The sequence below is a fragment of the Bradyrhizobium liaoningense genome (assembly GCF_018130825.1).
Lineage (GTDB): Bacteria > Pseudomonadota > Alphaproteobacteria > Rhizobiales > Xanthobacteraceae > Bradyrhizobium > Bradyrhizobium liaoningense_B.
Map to the genome: position 1 here is coordinate 175,685 of NZ_JAFCJS010000006.1, position 24,572 is coordinate 200,256.

At 65.5% G+C, this 24,572-nt stretch carries 25 protein-coding genes; 17 read left to right on the forward strand and 8 right to left on the reverse strand.

The window, feature by feature from the left end; all coding sequences use genetic code 11:
* Window positions 1-22 precede the first annotated feature (22 nt).
* Complete coding sequence (locus JQ603_RS25655; RefSeq protein ID WP_212343464.1) at window positions 23-1,093, reverse strand: glycosyltransferase family 4 protein; 1,071 nt, start codon at window positions 1,091-1,093, stop codon at window positions 23-25.
* A gap of 275 nt (window positions 1,094-1,368) precedes the next feature.
* Here JQ603_RS25655 and JQ603_RS25660 point away from each other — a divergent pair, with 275 nt between their 5' ends.
* The 4 genes from JQ603_RS25660 to JQ603_RS25675 are packed head-to-tail and all read left to right on the forward strand — an operon-like array spanning window position 1,369 to window position 7,288.
* A complete protein-coding gene (locus JQ603_RS25660) occupies window positions 1,369-3,132 on the forward strand; it encodes an ABC transporter ATP-binding protein (protein WP_212343465.1) in 1,764 nt (587 codons plus the stop codon).
* Between the two features lie 57 nt (window positions 3,133-3,189).
* Entirely contained in the window at window positions 3,190-5,394 is a 2,205-nt protein-coding gene (locus JQ603_RS25665; protein WP_212343466.1) for an amylo-alpha-1,6-glucosidase, read from the forward strand.
* A 23-nt stretch (window positions 5,395-5,417) separates the two neighbouring features.
* Entirely contained in the window at window positions 5,418-5,951 is a 534-nt protein-coding gene (locus JQ603_RS25670) for a PRC-barrel domain-containing protein (RefSeq protein ID WP_212343467.1), read from the forward strand.
* A 23-nt stretch (window positions 5,952-5,974) separates the two neighbouring features.
* Complete coding sequence (locus tag JQ603_RS25675; RefSeq protein ID WP_212343468.1) at window positions 5,975-7,288, forward strand: MFS transporter; 1,314 nt, start codon at window positions 5,975-5,977, stop codon at window positions 7,286-7,288.
* Window positions 7,289-7,326: 38 nt separating this feature from the next.
* Here JQ603_RS25675 and JQ603_RS25680 read toward each other — a convergent pair whose 3' ends face one another.
* The 4 genes from JQ603_RS25680 to fixL form a co-directional block, all read right to left on the reverse strand.
* Window positions 7,327-8,025: a helix-turn-helix domain-containing protein gene (locus JQ603_RS25680; protein ID WP_212343469.1), complete on the reverse strand. Its 699-nt coding sequence runs from the start codon at window positions 8,023-8,025 to the stop codon at window positions 7,327-7,329.
* Window positions 8,026-8,128: 103 nt separating this feature from the next.
* Window positions 8,129-8,551: a response regulator transcription factor gene (locus JQ603_RS25685; RefSeq protein WP_212343470.1), complete on the reverse strand. Its 423-nt coding sequence runs from the start codon at window positions 8,549-8,551 to the stop codon at window positions 8,129-8,131.
* Window positions 8,552-8,624: 73 nt separating this feature from the next.
* Window positions 8,625-9,242: a response regulator FixJ gene (gene fixJ / locus JQ603_RS25690; RefSeq protein WP_211413611.1), complete on the reverse strand. Its 618-nt coding sequence runs from the start codon at window positions 9,240-9,242 to the stop codon at window positions 8,625-8,627.
* A gap of 3 nt (window positions 9,243-9,245) precedes the next feature.
* Window positions 9,246-10,763, reverse strand: a complete 1,518-nt coding sequence (gene fixL / locus JQ603_RS25695) for a sensor protein FixL (protein WP_212343471.1) — start codon at window positions 10,761-10,763, stop codon at window positions 9,246-9,248.
* A gap of 202 nt (window positions 10,764-10,965) precedes the next feature.
* Between fixL and JQ603_RS25700 the strand changes: the two genes are divergently transcribed.
* From JQ603_RS25700 to ccoS, 10 genes are all read left to right on the forward strand, one after another.
* Window positions 10,966-11,799 (forward strand): universal stress protein, encoded by an 834-nt coding sequence (locus JQ603_RS25700; RefSeq protein WP_212343472.1) that lies wholly within the window; start codon window positions 10,966-10,968, stop codon window positions 11,797-11,799.
* Between the two features lie 37 nt (window positions 11,800-11,836).
* Entirely contained in the window at window positions 11,837-12,262 is a 426-nt protein-coding gene (locus tag JQ603_RS25705) for a CBS domain-containing protein (protein WP_212343473.1), read from the forward strand.
* A gap of 293 nt (window positions 12,263-12,555) precedes the next feature.
* Entirely contained in the window at window positions 12,556-14,205 is a 1,650-nt protein-coding gene (gene ccoN, locus JQ603_RS25710) for a cytochrome-c oxidase, cbb3-type subunit I (RefSeq protein ID WP_212343474.1), read from the forward strand.
* Between the two features lie 10 nt (window positions 14,206-14,215).
* Window positions 14,216-14,950 carry a cytochrome-c oxidase, cbb3-type subunit II gene (ccoO, locus tag JQ603_RS25715; RefSeq protein ID WP_212343475.1) on the forward strand — a complete coding sequence of 245 codons (735 nt, stop codon included), beginning with the start codon at window positions 14,216-14,218 and terminating at the stop codon, window positions 14,948-14,950.
* A gap of 13 nt (window positions 14,951-14,963) precedes the next feature.
* The gene (locus JQ603_RS25720; protein WP_212343476.1) at window positions 14,964-15,128 is read left to right on the forward strand and encodes a cbb3-type cytochrome c oxidase subunit 3; all 165 of its coding nucleotides are present in this window, start codon (window positions 14,964-14,966) and stop codon (window positions 15,126-15,128) included.
* Between the two features lie 6 nt (window positions 15,129-15,134).
* A complete protein-coding gene (gene ccoP / locus JQ603_RS25725; protein ID WP_212343477.1) occupies window positions 15,135-16,010 on the forward strand; it encodes a cytochrome-c oxidase, cbb3-type subunit III in 876 nt (291 codons plus the stop codon).
* Between the two features lie 111 nt (window positions 16,011-16,121).
* Window positions 16,122-17,588, forward strand: a complete 1,467-nt coding sequence (gene ccoG / locus JQ603_RS25730; protein WP_212343478.1) for a cytochrome c oxidase accessory protein CcoG — start codon at window positions 16,122-16,124, stop codon at window positions 17,586-17,588.
* Between the two features lie 15 nt (window positions 17,589-17,603).
* Window positions 17,604-18,089 carry a FixH family protein gene (locus JQ603_RS25735; protein ID WP_212343479.1) on the forward strand — a complete coding sequence of 162 codons (486 nt, stop codon included), beginning with the start codon at window positions 17,604-17,606 and terminating at the stop codon, window positions 18,087-18,089.
* Window positions 18,090-18,100: 11 nt separating this feature from the next.
* Window positions 18,101-20,290 carry a cation-translocating P-type ATPase gene (locus tag JQ603_RS25740; protein ID WP_212343480.1) on the forward strand — a complete coding sequence of 730 codons (2,190 nt, stop codon included), beginning with the start codon at window positions 18,101-18,103 and terminating at the stop codon, window positions 20,288-20,290.
* Complete coding sequence (gene ccoS, locus JQ603_RS25745) at window positions 20,290-20,457, forward strand: cbb3-type cytochrome oxidase assembly protein CcoS (protein WP_092024590.1); 168 nt, start codon at window positions 20,290-20,292, stop codon at window positions 20,455-20,457. The genes JQ603_RS25740 and ccoS overlap by 1 nt, the downstream gene beginning before the upstream one ends.
* Here the strand turns inward: ccoS and JQ603_RS25750 are convergent.
* On the reverse strand, window positions 20,454-21,656 hold the full coding sequence (locus tag JQ603_RS25750; protein ID WP_212343481.1) for an MFS transporter: 1,203 nt from the start codon (window positions 21,654-21,656) through the stop codon (window positions 20,454-20,456). The two genes, ccoS and JQ603_RS25750, sit on opposite strands and share 4 nt — an antisense overlap.
* 103 nt (window positions 21,657-21,759) lie before the next feature.
* Window positions 21,760-22,242: a cupin domain-containing protein gene (locus tag JQ603_RS25755; protein ID WP_212343482.1), complete on the reverse strand. Its 483-nt coding sequence runs from the start codon at window positions 22,240-22,242 to the stop codon at window positions 21,760-21,762.
* A 15-nt stretch (window positions 22,243-22,257) separates the two neighbouring features.
* On the opposite strand from JQ603_RS25755, the gene JQ603_RS25760 reads away from it, so the two are divergent.
* The 3 genes from JQ603_RS25760 (at window position 22,258) to JQ603_RS25770 (ending at window position 23,564) form a co-directional block, all read left to right on the forward strand.
* The gene (locus JQ603_RS25760; RefSeq protein ID WP_212343483.1) at window positions 22,258-22,431 is read left to right on the forward strand and encodes a hypothetical protein; all 174 of its coding nucleotides are present in this window, start codon (window positions 22,258-22,260) and stop codon (window positions 22,429-22,431) included.
* A 49-nt stretch (window positions 22,432-22,480) separates the two neighbouring features.
* A complete protein-coding gene (locus JQ603_RS25765; RefSeq protein ID WP_212343484.1) occupies window positions 22,481-22,765 on the forward strand; it encodes a hypothetical protein in 285 nt (94 codons plus the stop codon).
* An 82-nt stretch (window positions 22,766-22,847) separates the two neighbouring features.
* A complete protein-coding gene (locus tag JQ603_RS25770; protein ID WP_212343485.1) occupies window positions 22,848-23,564 on the forward strand; it encodes a peroxiredoxin-like family protein in 717 nt (238 codons plus the stop codon).
* Window positions 23,565-23,634: 70 nt separating this feature from the next.
* Here the strand turns inward: JQ603_RS25770 and JQ603_RS25775 are convergent, their stop codons facing one another.
* Entirely contained in the window at window positions 23,635-24,522 is an 888-nt protein-coding gene (locus JQ603_RS25775; protein ID WP_212343486.1) for a LysR family transcriptional regulator, read from the reverse strand.
* Window positions 24,523-24,572: the final 50 nt, after the last annotated feature.

Sequence of the window (24,572 nt, forward strand, 5' to 3'; positions counted from 1 at the left end):
GACGACTGAGATTGTAGCTGCCTTACTCCGCGCTGCTCACCAGCTTGATCCGCGGTGCTTGCTCCTCGGTCAGGCTGCGATAGGCGGCGAGGTAGTCCAGCGCCATCCGCCGCGCCGTGAAGCGCGTCTCGAACTGCTTGCGGATCGCGGCGCGGCTCAGTTGCGGAAGCCGCTTGACGACGCCGGCGGCGCTGATGACGTCCTCGACGACGAAACCGGTCAGGCCCTCGTCGATGATTTCAGGCACCGAGCCGCGATTGAAGGCGATCACCGGCGTTCCGCAGGCCATGGCCTCGATCATCACGAGGCCGAACGGCTCCGGCCAATCGATCGGCAGTAGAAGCGCAAGCGCGCCGCTCAGGAAGTCCGACTTTTCGTGATCGCTGATCTCGCCGATGAACTCCACCAGCGGATTGTTCTCGATCATCGGCTTGATCAGCTCGTCATAATAGTCCTGGTCGGCACGATCGACCTTGGCCGCGATCTTTAGCGGGATGCCGCAATGGGTCGCGATCTTGATGGCGCGGTCGACGCCCTTCTCCGGCGCGATGCGGCCGAGCACGGCGAGGTATTCCTGTTTCACCGGCTTCGGCGTCAGCAGGTTCTCCGGCAGGCCGTGGTGGATCGTCGTCACCCAGTTCGCCTGCGGCACCGGCCGCCGCTGCGCGTTCGAGATCGAGATGACAGGCATCTTGGAGAAGGTGTGGAAGACGGGCTGATGCTCCGGCAGGTCGAGCCGGCCGTGCAGCGTGGTCACGAACGGTGTCGGCTGGCGGTGAAACAGCGACCACGGATAGTAATCGAGATGGAAGTGGAGGAAGTCGAACTCCTCGTCGTCACATTTCTGCCGCACGCGCTCCAGGAGCACCATGTGCAGGGCGTTGGGGTCTCGTACGGAACCGTCGAGGCGAAGCGCCCGCGGCCATAATGCATCGAGCTTTGCAGATGTCTGCGAGTCGCCGCTGGCAAACAGCGTCACGTCATGTCCCAGGGCTACCAACTCTTCCGTCAACCAATGCACCACCCGCTCAGTGCCGCCATACAGCTTGGGTGGAACAGCCTCCGTCAACGGAGCTACCTGCGCGATGCGCATCTCACCTTCTCCTCTGCGATCATGGATGTTGAAACCCCCGCCTGTACGGCACCGGCAATGCCAGCGAAGGGAACGTTCCCGCACTTGCGAAGTTCCTTCTCCCGAACGTTACTTATTCGACACGTTGGGCGTTGGTCGCGATGATGCCATGACATCTTCGCAGATCGTCCGCATCCGCATGTCGTGATCACAAGCCCGGGAACCGGGACGAAGCGGTCGATGTTCAAGTCGATCAGTACAAATTGAAAAACCAAAAACGACGGGGCGATAGCCATATGGATCAGCTTTCTGGATACGCGCGCAGGCCATTTGCCTTTGTCTTGCGCTATCTCAGGCGTCGCCTCGCCTCACATCTCGTGATTCTGACCGCGGTCGTGGCGGCCGTTGCCTGCTCCGTGGGCACGCAGTACGGCGTCAAATCCCTGGTCGACAGTCTGTCGGCGGGAACTTCGCATGGCGGCAGTGTATGGCTGGCATTCCTTCTGCTCATGTCACTAATCGCGGCCGACAACTTCCTATGGCGGATCGCGAGCTGGACCGCGAGCTTTACCTTCGTTCGCGTCACCGGCGATCTCAGGCGCGACATCTTTCGCCATCTGACCGGGCACGCGCCCAGCTATTTCTCCGATCGCATGCCCGGCATGCTGACGAGCCGCATCACCGCGACCTCGAACGCGGTGTTCACGGTCGAGAACATGTTCGTCTGGAACGTCCTGCCGCCGTGCATTGCCACAATTGCGGCAATCATGCTGATCGGAACCGTCAGTCCCTACATGGCGCTCGGCCTGATCGTGATCGCCGGCGGCATGGTGATCGCGATGTTCCATCTGGCCGCCGCCGGCAAGCCGCTGCACGACGACTTCGCCGACAAGGCGGCTGTCGTCGACGGCGAGATGATCGACGTCATCAGCAACATGCCGCTGGTCCGCGCCTTCTGCGGCATCAGCCATGAGCATGAGCGGTTCGATGCCACCGTCAATCGCGAGCTCACCGCGCGCGGCCGCAGCCTGCGCTATCTCGAGAAGCTGCGGCTGACCCATGCCGGCGTGACCGTTGTCCTGACCGTGGCGCTGATGGCCTGGGCCATCACGCTCTGGCAGCAGGGCGAGGCGACCACCGGCGACGTCGTGCTGGTCTGCACGCTCGGCCTCTCCATCCTCAATGCGACGCGCGATCTGGCGGTGGCGTTGGTCGACGTCACCCAGCACGTCGCGCGGCTGACGGAGGCGATTGCGACGCTTCTGGTTCCGCACGAATTGCGCGACCATCCCGAGGCCGGACCCCTGGTCAAGAGCGGCGCCGCGATCGCGTTCAACAACGTCACCTTCGGCTATCCCGGCGGTGAGAAGATATTCGAGCGCTTCAGCCTGCGGCTGCAGCCCGGCCAGCGCGTCGGCCTGGTCGGCCACTCCGGCGGCGGCAAGTCGACGCTGTTCACGCTGCTTCAGCGCTTCTACGATGTCGACGAGGGTAGCGTCACCATCGACGGTCAGGACATTTCCAAGGTGACCCAGCTGAGCCTGCGCGAGGCGATCTCGGTGGTGCCGCAGGATATTTCCTTGTTTCATCGCTCGATCCGCGAGAATATCCGGTATGGGCGGCCGAACGCGACCGACGACGAGGTGCTGCGCGCGGCGATCGCGGCGCGCTGCGACTTCGTCGAGAGCCTGCCCGAGGGCCTCGACACCATGGTCGGCGACCGCGGTGTGAAGATGTCCGGCGGCCAGCGTCAGCGCATCGCAATCGCGCGCGCCTTCCTGAAGGACGCGCCGATCCTGCTGCTCGACGAGGCCACGGCCGCGCTCGACAGCGAGTCCGAGGAGGCGATCCGCGAGGCGTTGACACGCCTGATGCGCGGCCGCACCGTGGTTGCGATTGCGCATCGCCTCGCGACCCTGCGCAATTTCGATCGCGTGGTGGTGCTGAAGGCCGGCAGGATCATCGAGGACGGCGCGCCCGACCGCTTGATGCAGGGCCACGGTCCCTACCGTGAGCTGGTGACGCAGGAGATGAGCCGGCTCGCGAAAGTCGCCGCGTAAGCCCGACGGTCGCGTTCGCGTTGGTTGCGTCTCGAAACAAGCGCAGGGGAGCAGCTCATGGCATCCGAAGTCGTCACCAAGTTCGTCTCTGTGACGCGGACCGTGGAGCAGGTCGTAGAGCAGCCCTTCTATATCCCGATGACGGGGCCGTCGGCGCGACCGCGACGCTCGCTCAAGCACGATGACACCTTCATCGTGCTCGACAGTCATGGCGACATCGGCGCATCGGCCGGCGGGCCGGACGGGCTGTTTCACCACGACACCCGTTATCTCGCGCGGCTGGAGCTCGTGCTCGACGATCTCCAGCCGCTGCTGCTCGGCTCCAACCTGCGCGACGACAATTCGGCGCTGACGGTCGATCTCACCAACCCCGACATCTACCGCGAGGGCAGCCTCGTGCTGCAAAAGGACCTGCTGCACATCGTGCGCACGGTCTTCCTGTGGCGCGGCACGGCCTATCAGCGCATCGGCGTGCAGAACCACGGCGACCGGCCTGCCAGCTTCGAGCTGACGCTGCTGTTCGACAACGACTTCGCCGATCTGTTCGAGGTCCGCGGCGAGCGGCGCCCGCGCCGCGGGACCGGTACGAGCCGGTTGCTCGGGCCGACCGACGTGCTGTTCGAATATCGCGGTCTCGACGATTGCGAGCGCACCACGGGTTTGCATTTCGATCCGCGTCCGACGCGGCTTTCGGTCAATGCCGCCACCTGGCAGCTCGAGCTCGATCCGCACCAGTCGAAATCGCTGTTCGTGGCGGCGTCGTGCAACCGGCCGATCGCGGAGAAGCCGGCGCGCTTCTTCAGGGGCCTGCTCGCCCACCGCCGCGAGATGCGGCAGTCGACCATGGGCGCGGCGAGCATCGAGACCTCCAACAACATCTTCAACGAGGTGCTGTGCCAGGCCATGGCCGACCTCAACATGCTGATGACGGAGACGCCGCAGGGCCGCTATCCCTATGCCGGCATTCCCTGGTACTCGACGACCTTCGGGCGCGACGGACTGATCACCGCGCTGCAGATGCTGTGGATCGATCCGCGGATCGCCAAGGGCGTGCTCAGGCGGCTCGCGCATTTCCAGGCCAGGGCGATCGATCCGCTGGCCGATGCCGCGCCCGGAAAGATCCTGCACGAGATGCGCGGCGGCGAGATGGCGGCGCTGCGCGAGGTGCCGTTCGCGCAATATTACGGCAGCGTCGATTCCACCGCGCTGTTCGTGCTGCTCGCCGGCAGCTATTTCGAGCGCACCGGTGACGTGAAGACCCTGATCGAGCTGTGGCCCGCGATCGAGGCGGGGCTCGCCTGGATCGACGGTCCCGGCGATCCCGACCACGACGGCTTCGTCGAATACCAGCGCGCGACGGAGAAGGGGCTCGCCAACCAGGGCTGGAAAGACTCCTACGACGCGATCTTCCACGCCGACGGCCAGCTCGCGGAAGGCAATATCGCGCTCGCGGAGGTCCAGGGCTACGTCTATATGGCGAAGCAGCTGGCGGCGCGATGCGCGCTGCGCCTCGGCAAGCCGGACCTCGTGCGCAAGTTCGAGGCCGAAGCCAAGGCACTGGCCGAGCGCTTCGAGCAGGCGTTCTGGTGCGAGGAGCTCGGCACCTACGCCCTGGCCCTCGACGGCAAGAAGCGGCCCTGCAAGGTGCGGACCTCCAATGCCGGGCAGGTGCTGTTCAGCGGCATGATCCGGGAGGACCGCGCCCGTCTCGTCGCCGCAGACCTGATGCGGCCGCATTTCTTCTCGGGCTGGGGCATCCGCACGGTCGCTGTCGGCGAGGTGCGCTACAACCCGATGTCCTATCACGACGGCTCGATCTGGCCGCACGACAACGCGCTGATCGCGCTTGGCCTCGCGCGCTACGGCCTCAAGCATTCGGTGGCGCATGTCTTCAAGGGACTGTTCGACGCCGCCACCTATATGGATTTGCGCAGGCTGCCCGAATTGTTCTGCGGTTTCCGGCGCGAGAAGCGGCGCGGCCCGACGCTCTATCCGGTCGCCTGCGCGCCGCAGGCCTGGGCCAGCGCGACGCCGTTCACGCTGCTGGAGGCGGCGCTGGGCATCGAGTTCGACGTGGCGCGCGGCGAGATTCGCCTGCGCAATCCGCATCTGCCGGCGTTCCTGAACGAGGTCATCCTGCACGACCTGCGCCTCGGCGATTCCAGCGTGGATCTGCGCGTCAGCCGCCACGGCGACGACGTTGCGCTGGAGGTGCTGCGCACGCGCGGCCAGATCCAGGTCTCGATCGTGCTGGCGCGCTAGCGGCGCGCGGTGAGGAGGGTGTTATGCGTGCGGCCAGATGGTTAGTCCTGAGCGCGATCGTCGCAGGCCTGACGGTCGCGGTATCCCGCGCTGCGGAGGAGTTGCCTGCAGGGGCTCCGACTGCTCCGCCCAGTGAAGCGAATGCGCCGGCGACGGCTCAGCCGCCGGCTTCCACCGTGCCTGTGACGCCAAAAGATGCCGCGCCGCCGCCGTCGGTCACCATCATCGGCGCGAGCGATGCACATGGCGTGCTCGGCCGCGACGTGCGCAGCGCCGCGGACGAGGACATGGGCCGCATCGTCGATGTCATCGTCGACCGGGACGGGCACGTGCGCGCGGCGGTGATCGATTTCGGCGGCTTCCTCGGCGTCGGCAGCCGCAAGATCGTGGTGGACTGGAACGCGATGCGGTTCGGCAAGATCGCCAACAAGAAGGACAGCATCACGCTGGAACTGACCAAGGCGCAGGTCGCGGCCGCGCCGGAATACAAGGAAGACACGCCGATGGTCGTGCTCGGCGCGTCCGGCAGCCTTCAACCGCTGCAATCGATCCAGTGAGGTGCCGGGAGGGCTGACCGCCTGTGCTGTTGTCCAGGAAGCCGAACCATGCAGATCGCGATGGCCACGTTGAACCGGACAACGTCGCCGCGCTGCCGCCTATGGGCATTCCGGCGCCGTCGCGTCAGAGCCTGCGCGGCCTCGACTGGTTCATCTTCTTCCTCGCCGACGTGCAGACCGGCTTCGGTCCCTTCATCGCGGTCTACCTGACGACGCAGAAATGGACCCAGGTCGAGATCGGCCTCGTGCTGTCGATCGGCGGCATCGTCGCCCTGATCGGACAGATGCCGGGCGGCGCGATCATCGATGCGGCGAAATCCGAGCGGCTGGTCGCAGCGCTCGCGATCGCGACCATCGGCGCCTGCGCGCTCGCCTATGCCGCGATGCCGGTCTTCGCCGTGGTGGTGACGGCTGCCACCCTGCATGCGATGGCGAGCTGCGTGCTGGGGCCGGCGATCGCGGCGATCAGCCTCGGCCTGGTCGGTCCGCTCGCGATCGGAGAGCGGCTCGGCCGCAACGCGCGGTTTGCCTCGCTCGGCAACGGCGTCGCCGCTGCCGTGATGGGCACCGCCGGATATCTGCTGTCGAGCCGCTCGGTGTTCCTCGTCACCTTCCTGCTCGCGATCCCGACCCTGATCGCGCTGTCGCGCATCCGCGAGGAGGAGGTCGACATCAGGCGCTGTCACGGCGAGATGCCGCCGGAAGCCGCCGACCGCGGCGACACCAATGTCTGGCATCTGATCCGGCAGCGGCCGCTGATCGTCTTCGCTCTCAGCGTGCTGCTGCTGCAACTTGCGAACGCGGCGATGATGCCGCTGATGGCGAGCGCGGTGACGGCGCGGTCGAGCCAGTGGGCGACGGTGCTGGTCGCGGCCTGCATCATCGTGCCGCAGGCGATCGTGGCGCTGCTGTCACCGACCGTCGGGCGCAAGGCGCAAGCCTGGGGCCGCCGGCCGCTGCTGTTGATCGGATTCGGCGCGCTGACGATTCGCGGTCTGCTGTTCGCGACCGTGCGCGATCCCTATCTGCTGGTCGCGGTGCAGGTGTTCGACGGCATCACCGCGGCGGTGTTCGCGGTGATGATTCCGCTGATCGTCGCCGACGTCGCCTTCGGCAGCGGCCATTTCAACCTGGCGCAGGGCATCGTCGGCACTGCGACCGGCATCGGCGCGTCGCTGAGCACGGCGCTCGGCGGCTATGTCAGCGACAAGTTCGGAAACGCCACGGCCTTCATCGGGCTGTCCGGCGTCGCCGCGACGGGGCTGCTGCTGATCCTGCTCGTGATGCCGGAGACGAGGCGCACCGGCATGACCGCGACCAAAGAAATGGCCGGCTGAAGGACTTCGGCCGGCCAAGTAGGCAGGGAGGAAGAAAGTCAGGCGTCGAGATTGTGCAGGCGCTGGCGGTTGCGCAGCACGATCTGGCGGGCGCCGGAGAAGCCGAGAATGCCCTGGGTATGAAGCTGGGACAGCGCACGCGACACGGTCTCGAGCGTGAGGCCGAGATAGTCGCCGATGTCGCGGCGGCACATCGGCAGCGCCATCATGCCGGCAACCGCGAGGCGGCGGTCCATTTCGAGCAGGAAGGTCGCAACGCGCTCCATCGCTGTCTTGCGGCCGAGCAGCAGCATGTGGTCTTCGGCGTGACGCAGCTCGGACGCCGTCATGGCCCAGAGCTTGCGGGCGACCTGCACGTCGGTGCCGGCGGCCTTCTCGAGGCTGGCGCGCTTCACGAGGCGCACATTGGTGTCGATGATGGCCTCGGCGGCGAGGCGGTGGGTGGCGCCGGATTCGAGGCCGAACACGTCGCCGGGAAGATGGAAGGCGCCGATCTGGCGGCGACCGTCGGAGAGAAGCTTGTAGCTGCGCACCGCGCCCGAGACGACCTGGTAGACATATTCGGCAGGCTCGTCCTCGCCATAGATCTCCTCGTCCTTGCGGTAGGAGAACTCGGTGGCGACGAGGCCGACATGGCCGGTGATCGCGCCGAACTGGTCGGAAACGGTGTGGGCAGGGGCAATCTTGCCACCGATCTGGGTGTTGATCGCCGGGGTTTTGAGTGTCTGGGTCAGCATCTGCGCCATCTCCGTTGTGATGGAACATCGCTACCCGCGTTTGCGCAATCCGGAAATTTCGCGCGTTATCTTAAGGACGTTTACCTACGTAGAATCCCGTAGGTCATTTGCCGCCGCGGTCCTGGATGGCCCCGCGGATGCGCTTGACCAGGTTTTCATCGAGAAGCGGCTTCAAAACCACGTCTTTGACGCCCGCGGCTGCCGCCCGGGTCGAGATGTTCTCGTCCGGATAGCCGGTGATCAGGATCACGGGCGTTTCGCTGTCGGACTTGCGCAGGCGGTCGGCGAGGTCGATCCCGTTGATATCTGGCATCTTGTAGTCGATCACATAGCAGTCCGCGCCCGGCGCTCCGGCGGCGTTGAGCAGCGCCGTCGCATTCCTGAAGGTCCGCACCGCGAAGCCGTCGGTTTCCAGCAGGAATCGCAGGGAGCCCAGCACGGCGGCATCGTCGTCGACCACGTAGACAGTGGGCTTTGCCGATGACGCCATCGCGAGTCGCTGAGGGTGCGAGCCAATCTCGATCATTCTGACTGGCTAGCACAGGCGGGCGCAACCGCCTTGACTTGCCTCAAGCCGATTTGCCTCAATCTGCTTCGGCTCAATCGTTGAGCATGCCGGCGCGCATGGCGAGGCGAACCAGCTCCGAGAGAGAGTTGGCCTGCATCTTGGTCATGACGTTGGCCCGGTACACTTCGATCGTGCGCGGGCTGATGTCGTATTCGCGGGCGATCAGCTTGTTGGAAAGACCTGCGATCAGTCCTTCCATCACCTGGCGCTCCCGGGGACTCAAGGACGCGACGCGGGCGGCGATGTCCTGCGCGACGGCCTCGTTCTTGGCCGCCGGCTCGGCCTGGCGGATCGCCGTCTCGATCATCGCGGTGAGACGATCGTCCTCGAACGGCTTCTCCAGGAAGTCGACTGCCCCGAGCTTCATCGCCTCGACCGCGAGCGGCACGTCGCCGTGCCCGGTCATGATCAGGATGGGGAACGGGCTCTGCTGCGCCTTCATGCGCTTCAACAGCTCGATGCCGTCGAGGCCCGGCATGCGCACGTCGGAGACGACGCAGCCGAAGGCAAGGCCGGGAAGGGCGTCGATGAAGCTCTGCGCGTTGTCGAACAGCGTGACGCCGAAGCCCGCGGAATCCAGCAGGAAATTCAGCGAGTCCCGCATCGCATCGTCGTCATCGATGACGTAGACATGTCCCTTGGTCGTCATGCATCAATTCTCGTCGGCTGCCGGAAGGGTGAAACGGAATGTCGCCCCGCCCGATGTGTTGCTCTCGGCCCACATGCGTCCGCCGTGAGCCTCGATGATCGAGCGGCTGATCGACAGTCCCACGCCCATGCCGGTGTCCTTGGTGGTGAAGAAAGTCTGAAACAGGTTCGGAATGACGTCGTCCTGGAAGCCGGAGCCGGTGTCGGACACCTCGATCTCGATCATGTCGTCGGCGACGCGGGTATTGGTGACGACGAGCTCGCGCCGCGGCGACTGCGCCATCGCCTCCAGCGCGTTGCGGAACAGGTTGACCAAAACCTGCTGGATCTGCACCCGGTCGGCGAGAACGAGATCGGCGTCCGGATCGAGGCTGAAGCGGAGCTGCACGTTCTGCTCGCGCGCGCCTGCGAGGCCGAGCGCGCCCGCCTCCTCGATCAGCTTGGACAGGCTCTCGACCCGCTTCTCCGATTCGCCGCGGGAGACGAAGTCGCGCAGGCGCCGGATGATCTGGCCCGCGCGCAGCGCCTGCTCGGCGGCACGGTCGAGCGCGCTTTCCACCTTCGGCGTGTTCGGATCGACGCTGCCGGCCAGCAGCCGCCGCGAGCCCTTCATATAGTTGCTGATCGCCGCCAGCGGCTGGTTGAGCTCGTGCGCGAGCGCGGACGCCATCTCGCCCATGGCGCTCAGCCTGGAGACGTGGACGAGCTCGGATTGCAGCTCCTGGAGCCGCGCCTGGGTCTGCTGGTGCTCGGTGAGATCGCGGACGAAGCCGGTGAAATAGGGCTCGCCGCCGGACTGCATCTCGCCGATTGAGAGGTGCATCGGGAAGGTGGTGCCGTCGCGGCGCTTGCCGGTCACGATGCGGCCGATGCCGATGATGTGGGGATCGCTGGTGGTGCGATAGCGCGCAATGTAGCTGTCATGCCGGGAGCGATCGGGCTCCGGCATCAGGATGCTGACGTTCTGGCCGATCGCCTCATGCTCGGACCAGCCGAACAGGCGCTCGGCGGCGGTGCTGAACAGCTGGATGATGCCGTGGCCGTCGATGACGATCATGGCGTCGGGGATGGTGTGGAGGATCGAGCGGAGGTGGGTCTCGCGGGTCCGGAGCGCACTCTCGACCTGCTTCTCCTCGTCGATATCGAGGAAGATGCCGCTGAGATGGCGGGCCGTGCCGGCTTCGTCCCGAATGAGGCCGGCGCGGGCGCGAATCCACTGTCCTCCGTTGGCGGCGCCCGCCACCTTGAAGGAGACGTCGAAGCCGCCGCCGCGTTCGCTGACGTGCTTGATCGCGCTTTCGACGCGGTCGCGATCCCGGGGCTCGAGCCGCGACAGGAAGAGCTCGTAGCTCGCCGGCTGGTCCTGCGCGATGCCAAGCAGGTTCCTGGCGGTGTCCGACCAGTCCAGTTCCCGCGTTGCGAGGTCGAGATCCCAGGTGCCGACGCCGAATCCCTCGATCCGGACCCGGAAATGCTCGCCGCGACTATCGTCCGGCGGATGCGTTACGCGGGTCGGCGACAATCGACGGCTCCCATTTTGGTGCGGCGGGCAAGCGAGACATGAGGGCAATTTCGCCCATGGCCGGGCCGGAGGCAAGTTCGGATGTCTGATTCCATTGCCGGATTTCCCGCAACCCGGCACCCGGCAATTTGATCTACCTCATCCTGCCTTGCCGCGGCGAGGCTAGATTTCGCGCCAGTTCATTGCCGTGCGGAGAATCCCGATGACATACGCGACCGTGATGGTCAGCCTGGCGCTCGATCAATCCAACGAGGCGCGTCTTCAGGTCGCGGGCGAGCTCGCCGAGCGATTCGAAGCCGCCATCGTCGGTGTTGCCGCGGCGCAGTTCACCCCGCCGCTCTATTTCACCGACGGCGCCGAGGCCCAGCGGCTGATCGAGGAGGGCGAAGCTTCCGTCAAGCGGCGCCTGGCGGGTCTCGAGGCGCAATTCCGCGCCGCGACGAAGAATCGCGGCGGGCACGTGGAGTGGCGCAGTGCCCTGGATTTTCCGGCGCGCTTTGCGCTGGCGCAGGCGCGCTGCGCCGACATCGTCGTCAGTGGCGGACAGAGCCCGGCCTTCTCCGACGCGTTCGCGCTGGCAAGCCCCAGGGATCTTGTGATGCAGGTCGGCCGTCCGCTTCTCGTCGTGCCCGACCGGGTCAACTGGCTCGATCTGCGCAGCGTGCTGGTGGCGTGGAAGGATACGGCGGAGGCGCGGCGGGCGGTGGCGGATTCGCTGCCGATGCTGCGCAAGGCGAGGGACGTCACCATCGTCGAGATTCCGGAGCAGGGCGACGACCGTTCGAGCGTGATGGCCGGCGTCGCCGACGTCGCCGCCTGGCTCGCCCGTCACGGCATCACCGCGACCGCGCGCGTCTCGGAGGCCGCGCGGAACGAACCCGCCGCCGTGCAATTGGAGAAGGTCGCCGGCGACGTCGGCGCCGGTCTGATAGTGGCGGGCGCCTACGGGCATTCGAGGTTCCGTGAGCTGATCCTGGGCGGCGTCACCCAGTATCTGGTCACGCAATCCACGCGTTGTGTGCTGCTGTCGCACTGACGGCCGGTCGGCCATAGCGAGTTGAGGAGGACGCGCCGTGTACAGATTTCTCGAGCAGACCGCCAGTAGCTACATGACGCGCAACGTCAAGACGGTGCAGCGCGACCGCAACATGCTCGAGCTCAGCGAGATGTTCGAGCGCGACGATTTCAACTCCTATCCGGTCGAGGACGACGGACAGATCGTCGGCATCGTCACCAAGTTCGACATCCTGAAGTGCTTCGCCTTCACCCCGAACCAGATGCTGCCGCGCTATCACGACCTGATGAGCCGCAAGATCGGCGATGTCATGACGCCGGAGTTCATCTATGTCAGTCCCGACACGCGCCTGACGCGCGTGCTTCAGATCATGGTCGAGCACCGCATCCGGAGCATCATCGTGCTCGACGGCGCGCAGAAGCTGGTCGGAATCATCGCCCGCGAGGACGTCATCAAGGCGCTCAAGGCGACGGCAGGGGACTGACGTCGAGCCGGCGGCTCCGCAGTCGTAGGGTGGGCAAAGCGAAGCGTGCCCACCCTGTCTGTCGCGGTGTCGGATAGATGGTGGGCACGGCGCAAGTGCGCCTTTGCCCACCCTACGATTCTGGACTCGCGCAGCCAACCCCTCACCCAAGTGAGTTTGCCGCGCCAAGGGGAGAGGGCGCATCGACTGGCAGCCGTCTCACATTAACAGAAATCCATTTGTCTTGATTTCAATCAATTCCCCGCGAGGGTGAATGTGGTTTCTGGCCCCGTGTTCTTTCAGAGAGAATCCGCATGAGCCAGCCCTCCATCTCCAAATCCATGACCATCGGTGAAAGCGGCCTGGCTGTCGTGTTCGCAGCCACCGCCTTCCTCTGCGTGGTTGCCTCGGCCAAGGCGCTCGACGCGCCGTTCGCCTTCCATGCCGCGCTCAGCGCGGCGGCGAGCCTGGCAGCGGTGTTCTGCATCATCAACCGCTACTTCGAGCGCCCGGCGGCGCTGCCGCCGGCGGAGATCAATGGCCGTCCCAACTACAACATGGGGCCGATCAAGTTCTCCTCCTTCATGGCGATGTTCTGGGGCATCGCGGGCTTCCTCGTCGGTCTCATCATCGCCTCGCAACTGGCCTGGCCCGCGCTCAACTTCGATCTGCCCTGGATCCAGTTCGGCCGATTGCGGCCGCTGCACACCTCGGCCGTGATCTTCGCCTTCGGCGGCAACGTGCTGATCGCGAGCTCCTTCTACGTCGTGCAGAAGTCCTGCCGCGTTCGCCTCGCCGGCGACCTCGCGCCCTGGTTCGTCGTGCTCGGCTACAACTTCTTCATCCTGGTCGCGGGCACGGGCTATCTGCTCGGCGTCACCCAGTCGAAGGAATATGCCGAGCCGGAATGGTACGCGGACCTGTGGCTGACCATCGTCTGGGTGGTCTATCTGCTCGTCTTCCTCGTCACGATCATCAAGCGCAAGGAACCGCACATCTTCGTCGCGAACTGGTTCTATCTCGCCTTCATCGTGACGATCGCGGTGCTGCATCTCGGCAACAACCCGGCGCTTCCCGTCTCGGTGTTCGGCTCCAAGTCCTACGTCGCCTGGGGCGGCATCCAGGATGCGATGTTCCAGTGGTGGTACGGCCATAACGCGGTCGGCTTCTTCCTGACCGCCGGCTTCCTCGCCATCATGTACTACTTCATTCCGAAGCGCGCCGACCGGCCGATCTATTCCTACCGGCTCTCGATCATTCACTTCTGGTCGCTGATCTTCCTCTACATCTGGGCCGGCCCGCACCATCTGCACTACACGGCGCTGCCCGACTGGACCCAGACGCTCGGCATGACCTTCTCGATCATGCTGTGGATGCCCTCCTGGGGCGGCATGATCAACGGCCTGATGACGCTGTCGGGCGCCTGGGACAAGTTGCGCACCGATCCCGTGCTGCGCATGCTGGTGGTCTCCGTCGCCTTCTACGGCATGTCGACCTTCGAAGGCCCGATGATGTCGATCAAGGTGGTCAACTCGCTCAGCCACTACACCGACTGGACCATCGGCCACGTCCACTCCGGCGCGCTCGGCTGGGTCGGCTTCGTCTCCTTCGGCGCGCTGTACTGCCTGGTGCCGTGGGCCTGGAATCGCAAGGGGCTCTACAGCCTGAAGCTCGTCAACTGGCACTTCTGGGTCGCCACGCTCGGCATCGTTCTCTACATCTCGGCGATGTGGGTGTCCGGCATCCTCCAGGGCCTGATGTGGCGCGCCTACACTTCGCTCGGCTTCCTCGAATATTCCTTCATCGAGACCGTCGAGGCGATGCATCCCTTCTACATCATCCGCGCCGCAGGCGGTGGCCTATTCCTGATCGGCTCGCTGATCATGGCCTACAATCTCTGGATGACCGTTCGCACGGGCGAAGCGGAAGTCCAGATGCCCGTCGCTCTCCAGCCGGCGGAATGAGGAGTTTTCCATGTCGTTCTGGACACGCCACCAAATCTTCGAAAAGAACTCGATCGTCCTGATCGTCGGCATCCTCCTGGTGATCGCGATCGGCGGTCTCGTCGAGATCACGCCGCTGTTCTATCTCAAGAGCACGATCGAGGCGGTCGACGGGGTCAGGCCGTACACGCCGCTGGAGCTCGCCGGGCGCAACGTCTATGTCCGCGAAGGCTGCTATCTCTGCCATTCGCAGATGATCCGGCCGCTGCGTGACGAGGTCGAGCGCTACGGCCACTTCTCGCTCGCCGCCGAGAGCATGTACGACCACCCGTTCCAGTGGGGCTCCAAGCGCACCGGTCCCGACCTTGCCCGCGTCGGCGCCAAATATTCCGACGACTGGCACGTCACCCATATGACCAATCCGCGCGCGATCGTGCCGCAGTCGGTGATGCCAGGCTATCCGTTCCTCAGCCAGACCGAGGTCGATCCGGACACGATTGCCGATCACATGCGCACGCTGAAGGCCGTCGGCACGCCCTACACCGACGACCAGATCGCCAATGCGGGCGCCGATCTAAGAGCCCAGGCCGATCCGGATAACGCTGGCAGCGACGCCTTCAGCAAACGATACGCCAAGGCCGTCGTGCGCAATTTCGACGGCAAGACCGGAACGCCGACCGAGATGGATGCGCTGATCGCGTATTTGCAGATGCTCGGCACGCTGGTCGACTTCAAGATCTACAACGAGAAAGCCAATCTTCGCTGAGAAGGCATCAACGATGAAAGCCATCCTGACCCTCGACAATCTCGCGTCCAGTCTCGTGACCACGATCTGGACGCCGGTGTTCGTCGCGATCTTTCTCGCGATCATCGCCTACGCTTTTTGGCCCCGTAACAAGGCTGCCTTCGACGAGGCCGCACACCTGCCGTTGCGGGAGGAGTAAGAGATCATGACCGATCATCATAGCGAATTCGATTCCGTTTCGGGCAGGTCCACGACCGGACATGAGTGGGACGGCATCAAGGAGCTCAACACGCCGTTGCCGCGCTGGTGGTTGATCACCTTCTACCTCACCATCGTCTGGGCGATCGGCTACTGGATCGTCTATCCGGCCTGGCCGCTGATCACCACCAACACCGCCGGGCTGCTGGGCTATTCAACGCGCGCGAGCCTCGCGGTGGAGCTCGCCAATCTCGAGACGCTGCGCGGCGAGAAGATGGCGGCATTGGCGGCGGCGTCGCTCGCCGACATCGAGAAGGACCCGGCCTTGCTGGCGCTCGCCCGCGCCAAGGGCAGGACCGTCTTCGGCGACAATTGCGCGCCGTGCCACGGCTCCGGCGGTGCCGGCGCCAAGGGCTACCCGAACCTGAACGACGACGACTGGCTGTGGGGCGGCACGCTCGACCAGATCATGCAGACCATCCAGTTCGGCGCGCGTTCCGGCCATGCCAAGACGCATGAGGGCCAGATGCTCGCCTTCGGCAAGGACGGCGTGCTGAAGGCCGACGAGATCGTCACGGTCGCCAATTACGTGCGCTCGCTGGCGGGCCTTCCAACCCGCAAGGGCTTTGATGCGGCCAAGGGCGAGAAGATCTTCGCCGAGAACTGCGTCGCCTGCCACGGCGACGGCGGCAAGGGCAACCATGAGCTCGGCGCGCCGAACCTGACCGACAAGATCTGGCTCTATGGCTCGGACGAAGCCGCGCTGATCGAGACCATCAGCCAGGGTCGCGCCGGCGTGATGCCGGCCTGGGAGGGGCGGCTCGATCCCGCCACCATCAAGGCCATGGCGGTCTACGTCCACTCGCTGGGCGGCGGAAAATAGCGGATTTGCGGCAGGCGGGGGCGAACAAAAGCGCCCCCGTTTGAGCTGGATCAACTGATGCGGCGGTGTCGAGTCTAGGTTTAATCGCACCTTTTCGAGACAAACTTCGCGATGAACAAGACCGTGAACCCGAACGAGCTCACATCGGACGACAATTACGGGCCGCTCTACGCCGCCCGCAAAAAGGTCTATCCCCAGAGCGTCTCCGGCACGTTCCGCCGGATCAAATGGGGGCTGATGGCGTTCTGCCTCGGCGTCTACTACTTCCTGCCCTTCGTGCGCTGGAATCGCGGCCTCGGCGCGCCGAGCCAGGCGGTGCTGATCGATCTTCCCAACAGCCGCTTCTATTTCTTCTTCATCGAGCTGTGGCCGCAGGAGGTCTACTACTTCACCGGTCTGTTGATCGTCGCCGCCGTGGCGCTGTTCCTGATGAACTCCATCGGCGGCCGCATCTGGTGCGGCTATCTCTGTCCGCAGACCGTCTGGACCGACCTGTTCTACGCCGTCGAGCGTCTGATCGAGGGCGACCGGCGCGAGCGGATGAAGAAGGACGCGTCGAGCGATCCGATGAAGCTCGAGCGCATCTCCGAGATCGTGCTCAAGCATTCGATCTGGTTGCTGATCGCCTGGTGGACGGGCGGCGCCTGGGTGCTCTACTTCAACGACGCGCCGACTTTGGTGAAGGAGCTCGTCACCTTCCAGGGGCCGATGATCGCCTATATCTGGATCGGCATCCTCACCGCGACGACCTATCTGCTCGCCGGCTTCATGCGCGAGCAGGTCTGTACCTATATGTGCCCGTGGCCGCGCATCCAGGCCGCACTCACCGACGAATGGGCGCTCAACGTCACCTACCGCTACGACCGCGGCGAGAAGCGCACCTCGGTGAAGAAGGCGGCCGAGCTGCGCGCGCTCGGCCAGCAGGTCGGCGACTGCGTCGATTGCTACCAGTGCGTCGCGGTCTGCCCGACCGGCATCGACATCCGCAACGGGCCGCAGATGGAATGCATCCAGTGCGGGCTCTGCATCGACGCCTGCGACAACGTGATGGCCAAGATCGGCCGGCCGAAGCGGCTGATCGGCTACGACAACGACATCAACATCCATCGCCGCCAGGAAGGCAAGGCGCCGATCTACCGCATCGTGCGGCCCCGCACCATCGTCTACAGCGCGATCATCGCCGCGGTCGGCGGCATCATGATCTACACGCTGGCGACGCGCAGCCTGCTCGACGTCAACGTGCTGCACGACCGCAATCCGGTCGCGGTCAAGCTCAGCGACGGCTCGATCCGTAATGCCTACACGGTGCGGCTGCTGAACAAGAGCGGCTACGACCGCGTCGTCGCGATCGACGCGGACGGCCCGGCCAATTTGACGGTCCACGTCGTCGGCGTGGATTCCGTGACGCCGGACCGACCGATGGTCGTGATTCCCCGCGATTCCACCAGCGAGCTGCGGCTGCTCGTCACGGCGCCGGCGGACAGCAATCCGGAGAAGTCGGTCCCGGTCCGCTTCCACGTCACCGATATCGGCCTCGGCGAGGTCGCCTCCGCCACCGACAATTTCGTCGCGCCGTAGGACCAGGAGACTGCCATGGCATCCAAGCCGCTGACCGGAACCAAGGTGCTTCTGATGCTGGTCGCCTTCTTCGGCCTCGTGATCGGCGTCAACGTGACCATGATGAAGCTCGCGATCGCGACGCTGCCCGGAACCGACGTCGACAGTCCCTATGCCGCGGGCCTCTCCTATGACCGCGAGATCTCGGCGGCACAGGACCAGGCCGCGCGCAAATGGCAGGTCAGTGCGCATATCGAGCGCCGCACCGACGGTGGCGCCGCGATCCAGGTCGAGGCACGCGACGCCAGCGGTCAGCCGATCCCCGGATTGAAATTCGGCGGCCGCCTGGAGCGGCCGACCGATAAGCGCGCCGATCTCCAGATCGAGCTCGCGGAAGCCGGCATCGGCGTCTATCGCGGCAATGCCGCGTCCGTCGCGCCGGGGCAGTGGGATCTGGTGATCGAGGGTGAGACGCGAGGGGCGCGTGTGTTCGTCTCGCGCAACCGCGTGATCCTGAACTGAAGGATCCCGTCATGCAGGTCACGCGCGATTTCTCTCACTATGTTCGCGACGCGGGCGCGGGCCTCCGGCATATCGACCTCGCGGTCGAAGGCGTTCACTGCGCCGGCTGCATGGCCAAGATCGAGCGCGGCCTGTCCGCCATTCCTGACGTCACGCTGGCGCGCGTGAACCTGACCGACCGCCGCGTCGCGCTGGAATGGAAGGCGGGCACGCTCGACCCCGGCCGCTTCATCGACCGGCTCGAGGAGCTCGGCTACAAGGCCTATCCGTTCGAGACCGAGAGCGCGGAAGTGGCGGAGGTCGCCGAATCCCGCTTCCTGCTGCGCTGCCTCGGGGTCGCGGCATTCGCCACCATGAACGTGATGATGCTGTCGATTCCGGTGTGGTCCGGCAACGTCTCGGACATGCTGCCGGAGCAGCGCGATTTCTTCCACTGGCTGTCGGCGCTGATCGCGCTGCCGGCGGCGGCCTATGCCGGCCAGCCGTTCTTCCGGTCGGCCTGGCGCGCGCTGTCGGCGAAGACCACCAACATGGACGTGCCGATCTCGATCGGCGTGATCCTGGCGCTCGGCATGTCTGTGGTCGAGACCATCCACCACGCCGAGCACGCCTATTTCGACGCGGCGATCATGCTGCTGACCTTCCTGCTGGTTGGTCGCTTCCTCGACCAGAACATGCGGCGGCGGACCCGCGCGGTCGCCGGCAATCTCGCCGCGCTCAAGGCGGAGACCGCGGCCAAGTTCGTCGGACCCGACGAGATCTCGCAGGTGCCGGTGGCGGCGATCCATCCCGGCGACATCGTGCTGCTGCGGCCCGGCGAGCGCTGTGCGGTCGACGGCACCGTGATCGAGGGCCGTTCCGAGATCGACCAGAGCCTGATCACCGGCGAGACGCTCTATGTCACGGCCGGGCAGGGCACGCCGGTCTATGCGGGATCGATGAACATCTCCGGCACGCTGCGGGTGCGGGTTTCGGCGGCCTCCGAGGCGACGCTGCTCGCCGAGATCACGCGGCTATTGGATAACGCGCTGCAGGCGCGCTCACGCTACATGCGGCTCGCCGACCGTGCCTCGCGCCTGTACGCGCCGGTGGTGCATGCCACAGCACTGCTGACCATTCTCGGCTGGGTCATCGCGGGGGCAAGCTGGCATGATGCGATCGTGACCGGCGTTGCCGTCCTGATCATCACCTGTCCCTGCGCGCTCGGGCTCGCGATCCCGACGGTGCAGACGGTGGCTTCGGGCGCGATGTTCAGGGCGGGTGTGCTGCTCAATGCGGGCGATGCGATCGAGCGGCTGGCGGAAGCCGATCATGTCATCTTCGACAAGACCGGCACGTTGACGCTGCCCGATCTCGAAGTGATGAACGCGGCCGATATCCCCGCCGACATCTTCGAGCTCGCCGGGCGCCTTGCGCTGTCGAGCCATCATCCGGTGGCCGCCGCGGTGGCGCAGGCTGCCGGTGCCAGATCGCCCATCGTCGGTGCGGTCGAGGAAGCCGGGCAGGGCGTGCGTGCCGTGGTCGACGGAGTCGAGATCCGCTTGGGGCGTCCGTCCTTTTGCGGCGCCGAGGCGCAGGCCGGAAGCGTTACTCTCGACCCTGAAGCCTCCATCGTGGCCTTCAGCAAGGGGACTGAAAAATTTATCCTTACGGTGCGCCAGGGCCTGCGCCCGGACGCACAGGCCGTGATCGCGGCGCTGAAGGCCCGCAACATCGGCATCGAGATCCTCTCCGGCGATCGCGAGCCGGCGGTGACGGCGGCGGCGCACGCGCTCTCCATTCACGAGTGGCGCGCCGGCGTCACGCCGGCCGACAAGATCGCGCGGATCGAGGAGCTGAAGCGGCGCGGCATGAAGGTGCTGATGGTCGGCGACGGCATGAACGATGCGCCTTCGCTGGCCGCAGCCCATATCTCGATGTCGCCGATCTCGGCCGCGCATCTCAGCCAGGCGACCGCCGACCTCGTCTTCCTCGGCCGGCCGCTCGCCCCCGTGGTCGCCGCCATCGACGCGTCGCGCAAGGCGCTGCATCTGATGCGGCAGAACCTCTGGCTCGCGATCGGCTATAATGTGCTCGCGGTGCCGGTTGCGATCAGCGGCGTGGTGACGCCCCTGATTGCAGCGGCGGCCATGAGCGGATCGTCGATCCTGGTCATGCTGAATTCGCTGCGTGCACGCAGCGCCTCGCGGGAGATCGTGTGATGGAGATCCTGGTCATCCTGGTGCCGCTCGCCTTGATGCTCGGTGGCGCCGGTCTCGTCGCCTTCCTCTGGTCGCTCCGAAGCGGCCAGTACGACGATCTCGAGGGCGCCGCCTGGCGCGCCATCGCCGACGACGAGCCGCCGCAGGAAGCGCCAGTGAAGCGCTAGCGCTTCAGGCTGAACGTGAGAAGGGCCGCTGCGGCAAGTGCGACGCCGACACCCGCGACGCAGGCGTGCCAGCCGAAATTGTCGAACAATCGCCCGAGCACGGCCGTGCCGACCAGCCCGCCGCAGAAGTAGCAGGCAAGATAGGTCCCGCTGGCGATGCCGCGGTTGTCGCTTGCCGCCTGTCCGACGAAGCCAGTTGCGGCGGCCTGTGCGAAGAATGTGCCGACGCCGACCAGGACCATGCCGGCGAGCACTTCGCCCAGGTGCGGCGCCAGCATCAAGGGCAGGCCCAGCCCGGCGAGCGCGAGCGATGACCAGATCGTGGAGCGCGTTCCGAACCGCGCGGCGACCTTGCCGGCCAGAAGCGTCGTGGCGATCGACGGCAGGAAGACGAAATAGACGAGGCCGAGATCCATCATGCCCAGCGACAGCGGCGGCCGCACCAGCACGAAATTGACGAACGTAAAGGTGCCGATGAAGGCGAACAGGATGCAGAAGCCGATGCCGAAAGCCGCACGCAGGCGCGGATTGCGCCAATGCGCGATGGTGGCGTCGAGCGGCGAAGACGCCGGCACCATCGCCTGCATCGGCTGCACGCGTCGAATCGTGAAATAGACCAGCACTGCGCCGGTCAGATTGAGCGCTGCGAACAGATAGAAATTCCAGGCGAGGCCGAGGCCATCGGCGACCGCCGCCGAGATCAGCCGGCCGATGAGGTTGCTGGCGACATTGCCGGTAATGTAGGCGGCAAACGCGCTGCCGGCGTCCGTGGCGCTGCATTGCTCGCCGAGATAAGCGAGGGTGAGCGCGAAGGCGGAGGCCATGCAAAGGCCCTGCGCGACCCGCAAGGCAGTGAAGACGGCAAGATTAGGCGCGGAGGCCAGCAGGCTGGTGGGGATCGCCAGTAGCGCCAGGCTGAGCAGGATGCCGGTCCGCCGGTCGATGTGCGGGCTGAAGAAGCCGACGACGAGGCTGGCTGTCGCCATGCCGAAGGTGCTGGCGTTGACGGCAAAGCCCATCGCGGCGGGGGTGACGCCGTAATGCCGTGTCAGCGAAGGCAGGATCGCCTGCGTCGCGAAGAGGTCGACCACGGTCAGGAAGGCGGTGAGGCCGATCACGAGAGAGCGCAACGCGAGACCCGGCGAGTGCGCGTCCATCGTCATCGCGGCCGGTTTGATGGGAGCGGAAAGATCGGTCATGGCGTGACTGTCCTGTGAGGAATGCGGCGCCCGGCATGCGGATGGCATGGGGGATCCCGGGCACCACATCCGGTAACGAGTGCGCTGGGGCTGGGTGCGTTCGTTACATGTGATGGTCGTTGGGATCCTTGCGGACGTCGCCGACATAGAGAATGACGGTCTCCTTGCCGAGGTTCTTCCACCAATGCGAGGTGCCGTAGACTTCGGGGCGGATGTCGCCGGCCTTGTGCACGATCGGATCGACGCAGTTGGAGGCGTATTCGACGATTTTGCCCTGCTGCACGAAGATCAGTGCAGGGCGGTCGTCATGGCTGTGCCAGGGCACGATGCCGCCGGGTTCGATGGTCAGCTTGCGGAAGCGCAGCTCGCGGCCCTCGATATGGGCGGGCTGCTTGCCGAGGTCGATCGCGCCGAGCGTGACGTCGGTGACGCCGACCGGCTTGTGGTCGACCATCTGCTGCGCGTTCGGCTTGATCTTGCCGGCCGGACATTCGCCCGCGAGCGCCGGCTGCGCCGCAACTGTCAGTGCACCGAGAACGGCTGCGCCAGACCAGATCAGGCGCGACAACATGTGCTGCTTGAACATGGGAAGTCTCCTCTGTTGGCCGCAACCTCGCTGGTCGCCGGCTATGGCAGGAGCTTCGTCGAGACCGTGCCGATGTTGAAATGCCGGCTTGCTTTCGATGCGATAGCCCTGCGCTATCTTGATGCGCGGCGGCTATCGAACCGATTGGGCAACGGCATTTCCGCTTCCGGGGGATTTGGCGTCCGATGACCGGGCGCCCGATTGGCGGGCGTTTCACGTCAATCCGGAGGAGCATCTCATGACGAAAGTGTCAAAAACCCTGATCTTTTCCGCCGCCTTCGCGGTGATCGCCACGTCGGCCTTCTCGGAGGCGGCCTGGGATTTGAAGGCCGGCATGGCCTACGTCTATGGCGGGCCCGGCAAGATGTCGGCGATGGCCATGGCCCCGGCCGAGAAGAACCACGAGGCCATGATGAAGAACGCCAAGAAGGTGCCCGCCGACACCGTCTTCTTCATGGACAACGGCACGCTGTACTCCACGTCGGGGCGGCTCGATCCCACCGGCAATTTCTACGTGAATTGAAGCGCCACTCGCGCAACGGCCGCCCCTTGCGGGCGGCCGGATCGGGAAACTAGTATTCGTCCCTCAAACGCCGGAGCGGAAGATGTCCTCTCTCTCAGCAGCCGACGCCGAGCAGCTCAGGCTTGCCTTCCAGCGCTGCCGCGACATGGAGGGAACGCTGAACGAGCAGCTCCGGGCCTATGCCGATGCCAGCCGTAAGGTGTTTCCGGCCTATGGCGAGGCGGTTGATCGCCTGGTGGTGCGATTGAACGGCAACGGCGGTGGCGAGACCGCGCCGCGTCCGGGCGATGCGATGCCGCCGTTCATGTTGCCGGATGAAAGTGGAGCGCTCGTCGCGCTGCCTGCGCTGCTGCAGCGAGGCCCGGTCGCGGTGATGTTCTTCCGCGGCCACTGGTGTCCCTATTGCCGGCTCAATGTCCGCGCCGTGGTGCAGGCGCTGGATCGCATCGAGGCGATGGGCGCGCGGATCGTCGCGATCATGCCGGAGACGCAGGAATACACTCGGCAGGTCAAGGCCGACTCCGGCGCGCCGTTTCCGATCCTGACCGATCTCGACAACGGCTATGCGCTGTCGCTCAACCTCGCGATCTGGCTCGGCACCGAGATCCAGGGCCTGCTGTCCTATCAGGACATGGCGAAGTTTCATGGCAATGACGGCTGGATGTTGCCGATCCCCGCGGTGTTCGTCGTCGGCCGTGACGGACTGGTGAAGGCTCGCTTCGTCGATCCGGATTTCCGCAAGCGCATGGAGATCGATGACCTGATCGCGGCGCTGGAGCGCGCGAGCCGGGAGAATTGAGCTTCGCTATGCGCTCTCTTCCATTCTCTCCTTGCGAGAGAAGGAAGAGCAGCGGCAATCGATCTCGCAGCTACCCCGCAATCTCCCGCCAGTCCGCGCCGCGCAGCATCCGCATCACTGTATTGGCGACGGCCGTGCGCTGCCGGCCGGCGACGCCGTAGAGGCTGACGGTGCGGCGGGCGTCGAGGCCGGTGACGGCGGCGCGCTTCAGGCTGTCCGGCACCGGCGAGGTGTGGGGCATCATGGCGATGCCGATATCGGCCTCGACCAGCTCGATCAAATCGCGTTCGCTCGAGATCTCGTGGCCGTGATCGACGTCGATGCCGTGCTCGCGCAGGCTCGCGGAGATACGCCTGGAATGCTCGCAGTAATTCCGGCCGAGCAATTGCTCTGCGCGCAAATCATCCGGCTCGATCGTATCGCGCCCGGCGAGCCGGTGCTCCCTGCTGACGACGAGATCGAAGCCTTCCGTGAACAGCGGCCACACGTCGAGCCGCTCCCAGGCCTCGTCGATCTCGGCGGCGATGCCGAGCTCGGCCTCGCCCTTCTTCAGGAATTCGCCGACTTCGCGGCTGGTCCCGCGCAGGAAGCGGAATTCAAGCCGGTTGAACTGGCGTCTGATCGCGTTCAGGTGTGGGATGAGCAATGCCAGGTCGATCGAATGCGTCAGCGCAATGCGCAGCGCGCCGATCTCGCCGCTCTTGAACGAGGAGGCGAGCGAGCGCGCGCCGCTGGCGGCGTCGTAACACTGCTTCAGCAGTGGATGCATACGCTGGCCGAGCTCGGTCAGTTGCGCCGCGGGCCGTTCGCGGCGGAACAGGTCGCCGCCGAGCTCGGCCTCGAGCTGCTTGATCGCGCGCGTCAGCGAGGGCTGCGTCACGTTGCATTCCTCGGCGGCGCGCGTAAAATTCAACAGCTGCGCCACCGCGAGGAAATAGCGGACCTGATGCATTTCCATGGATCGGCTCCCAGCAGGATCGAGTGGAATCTAGCCGATCCGGACGGAGA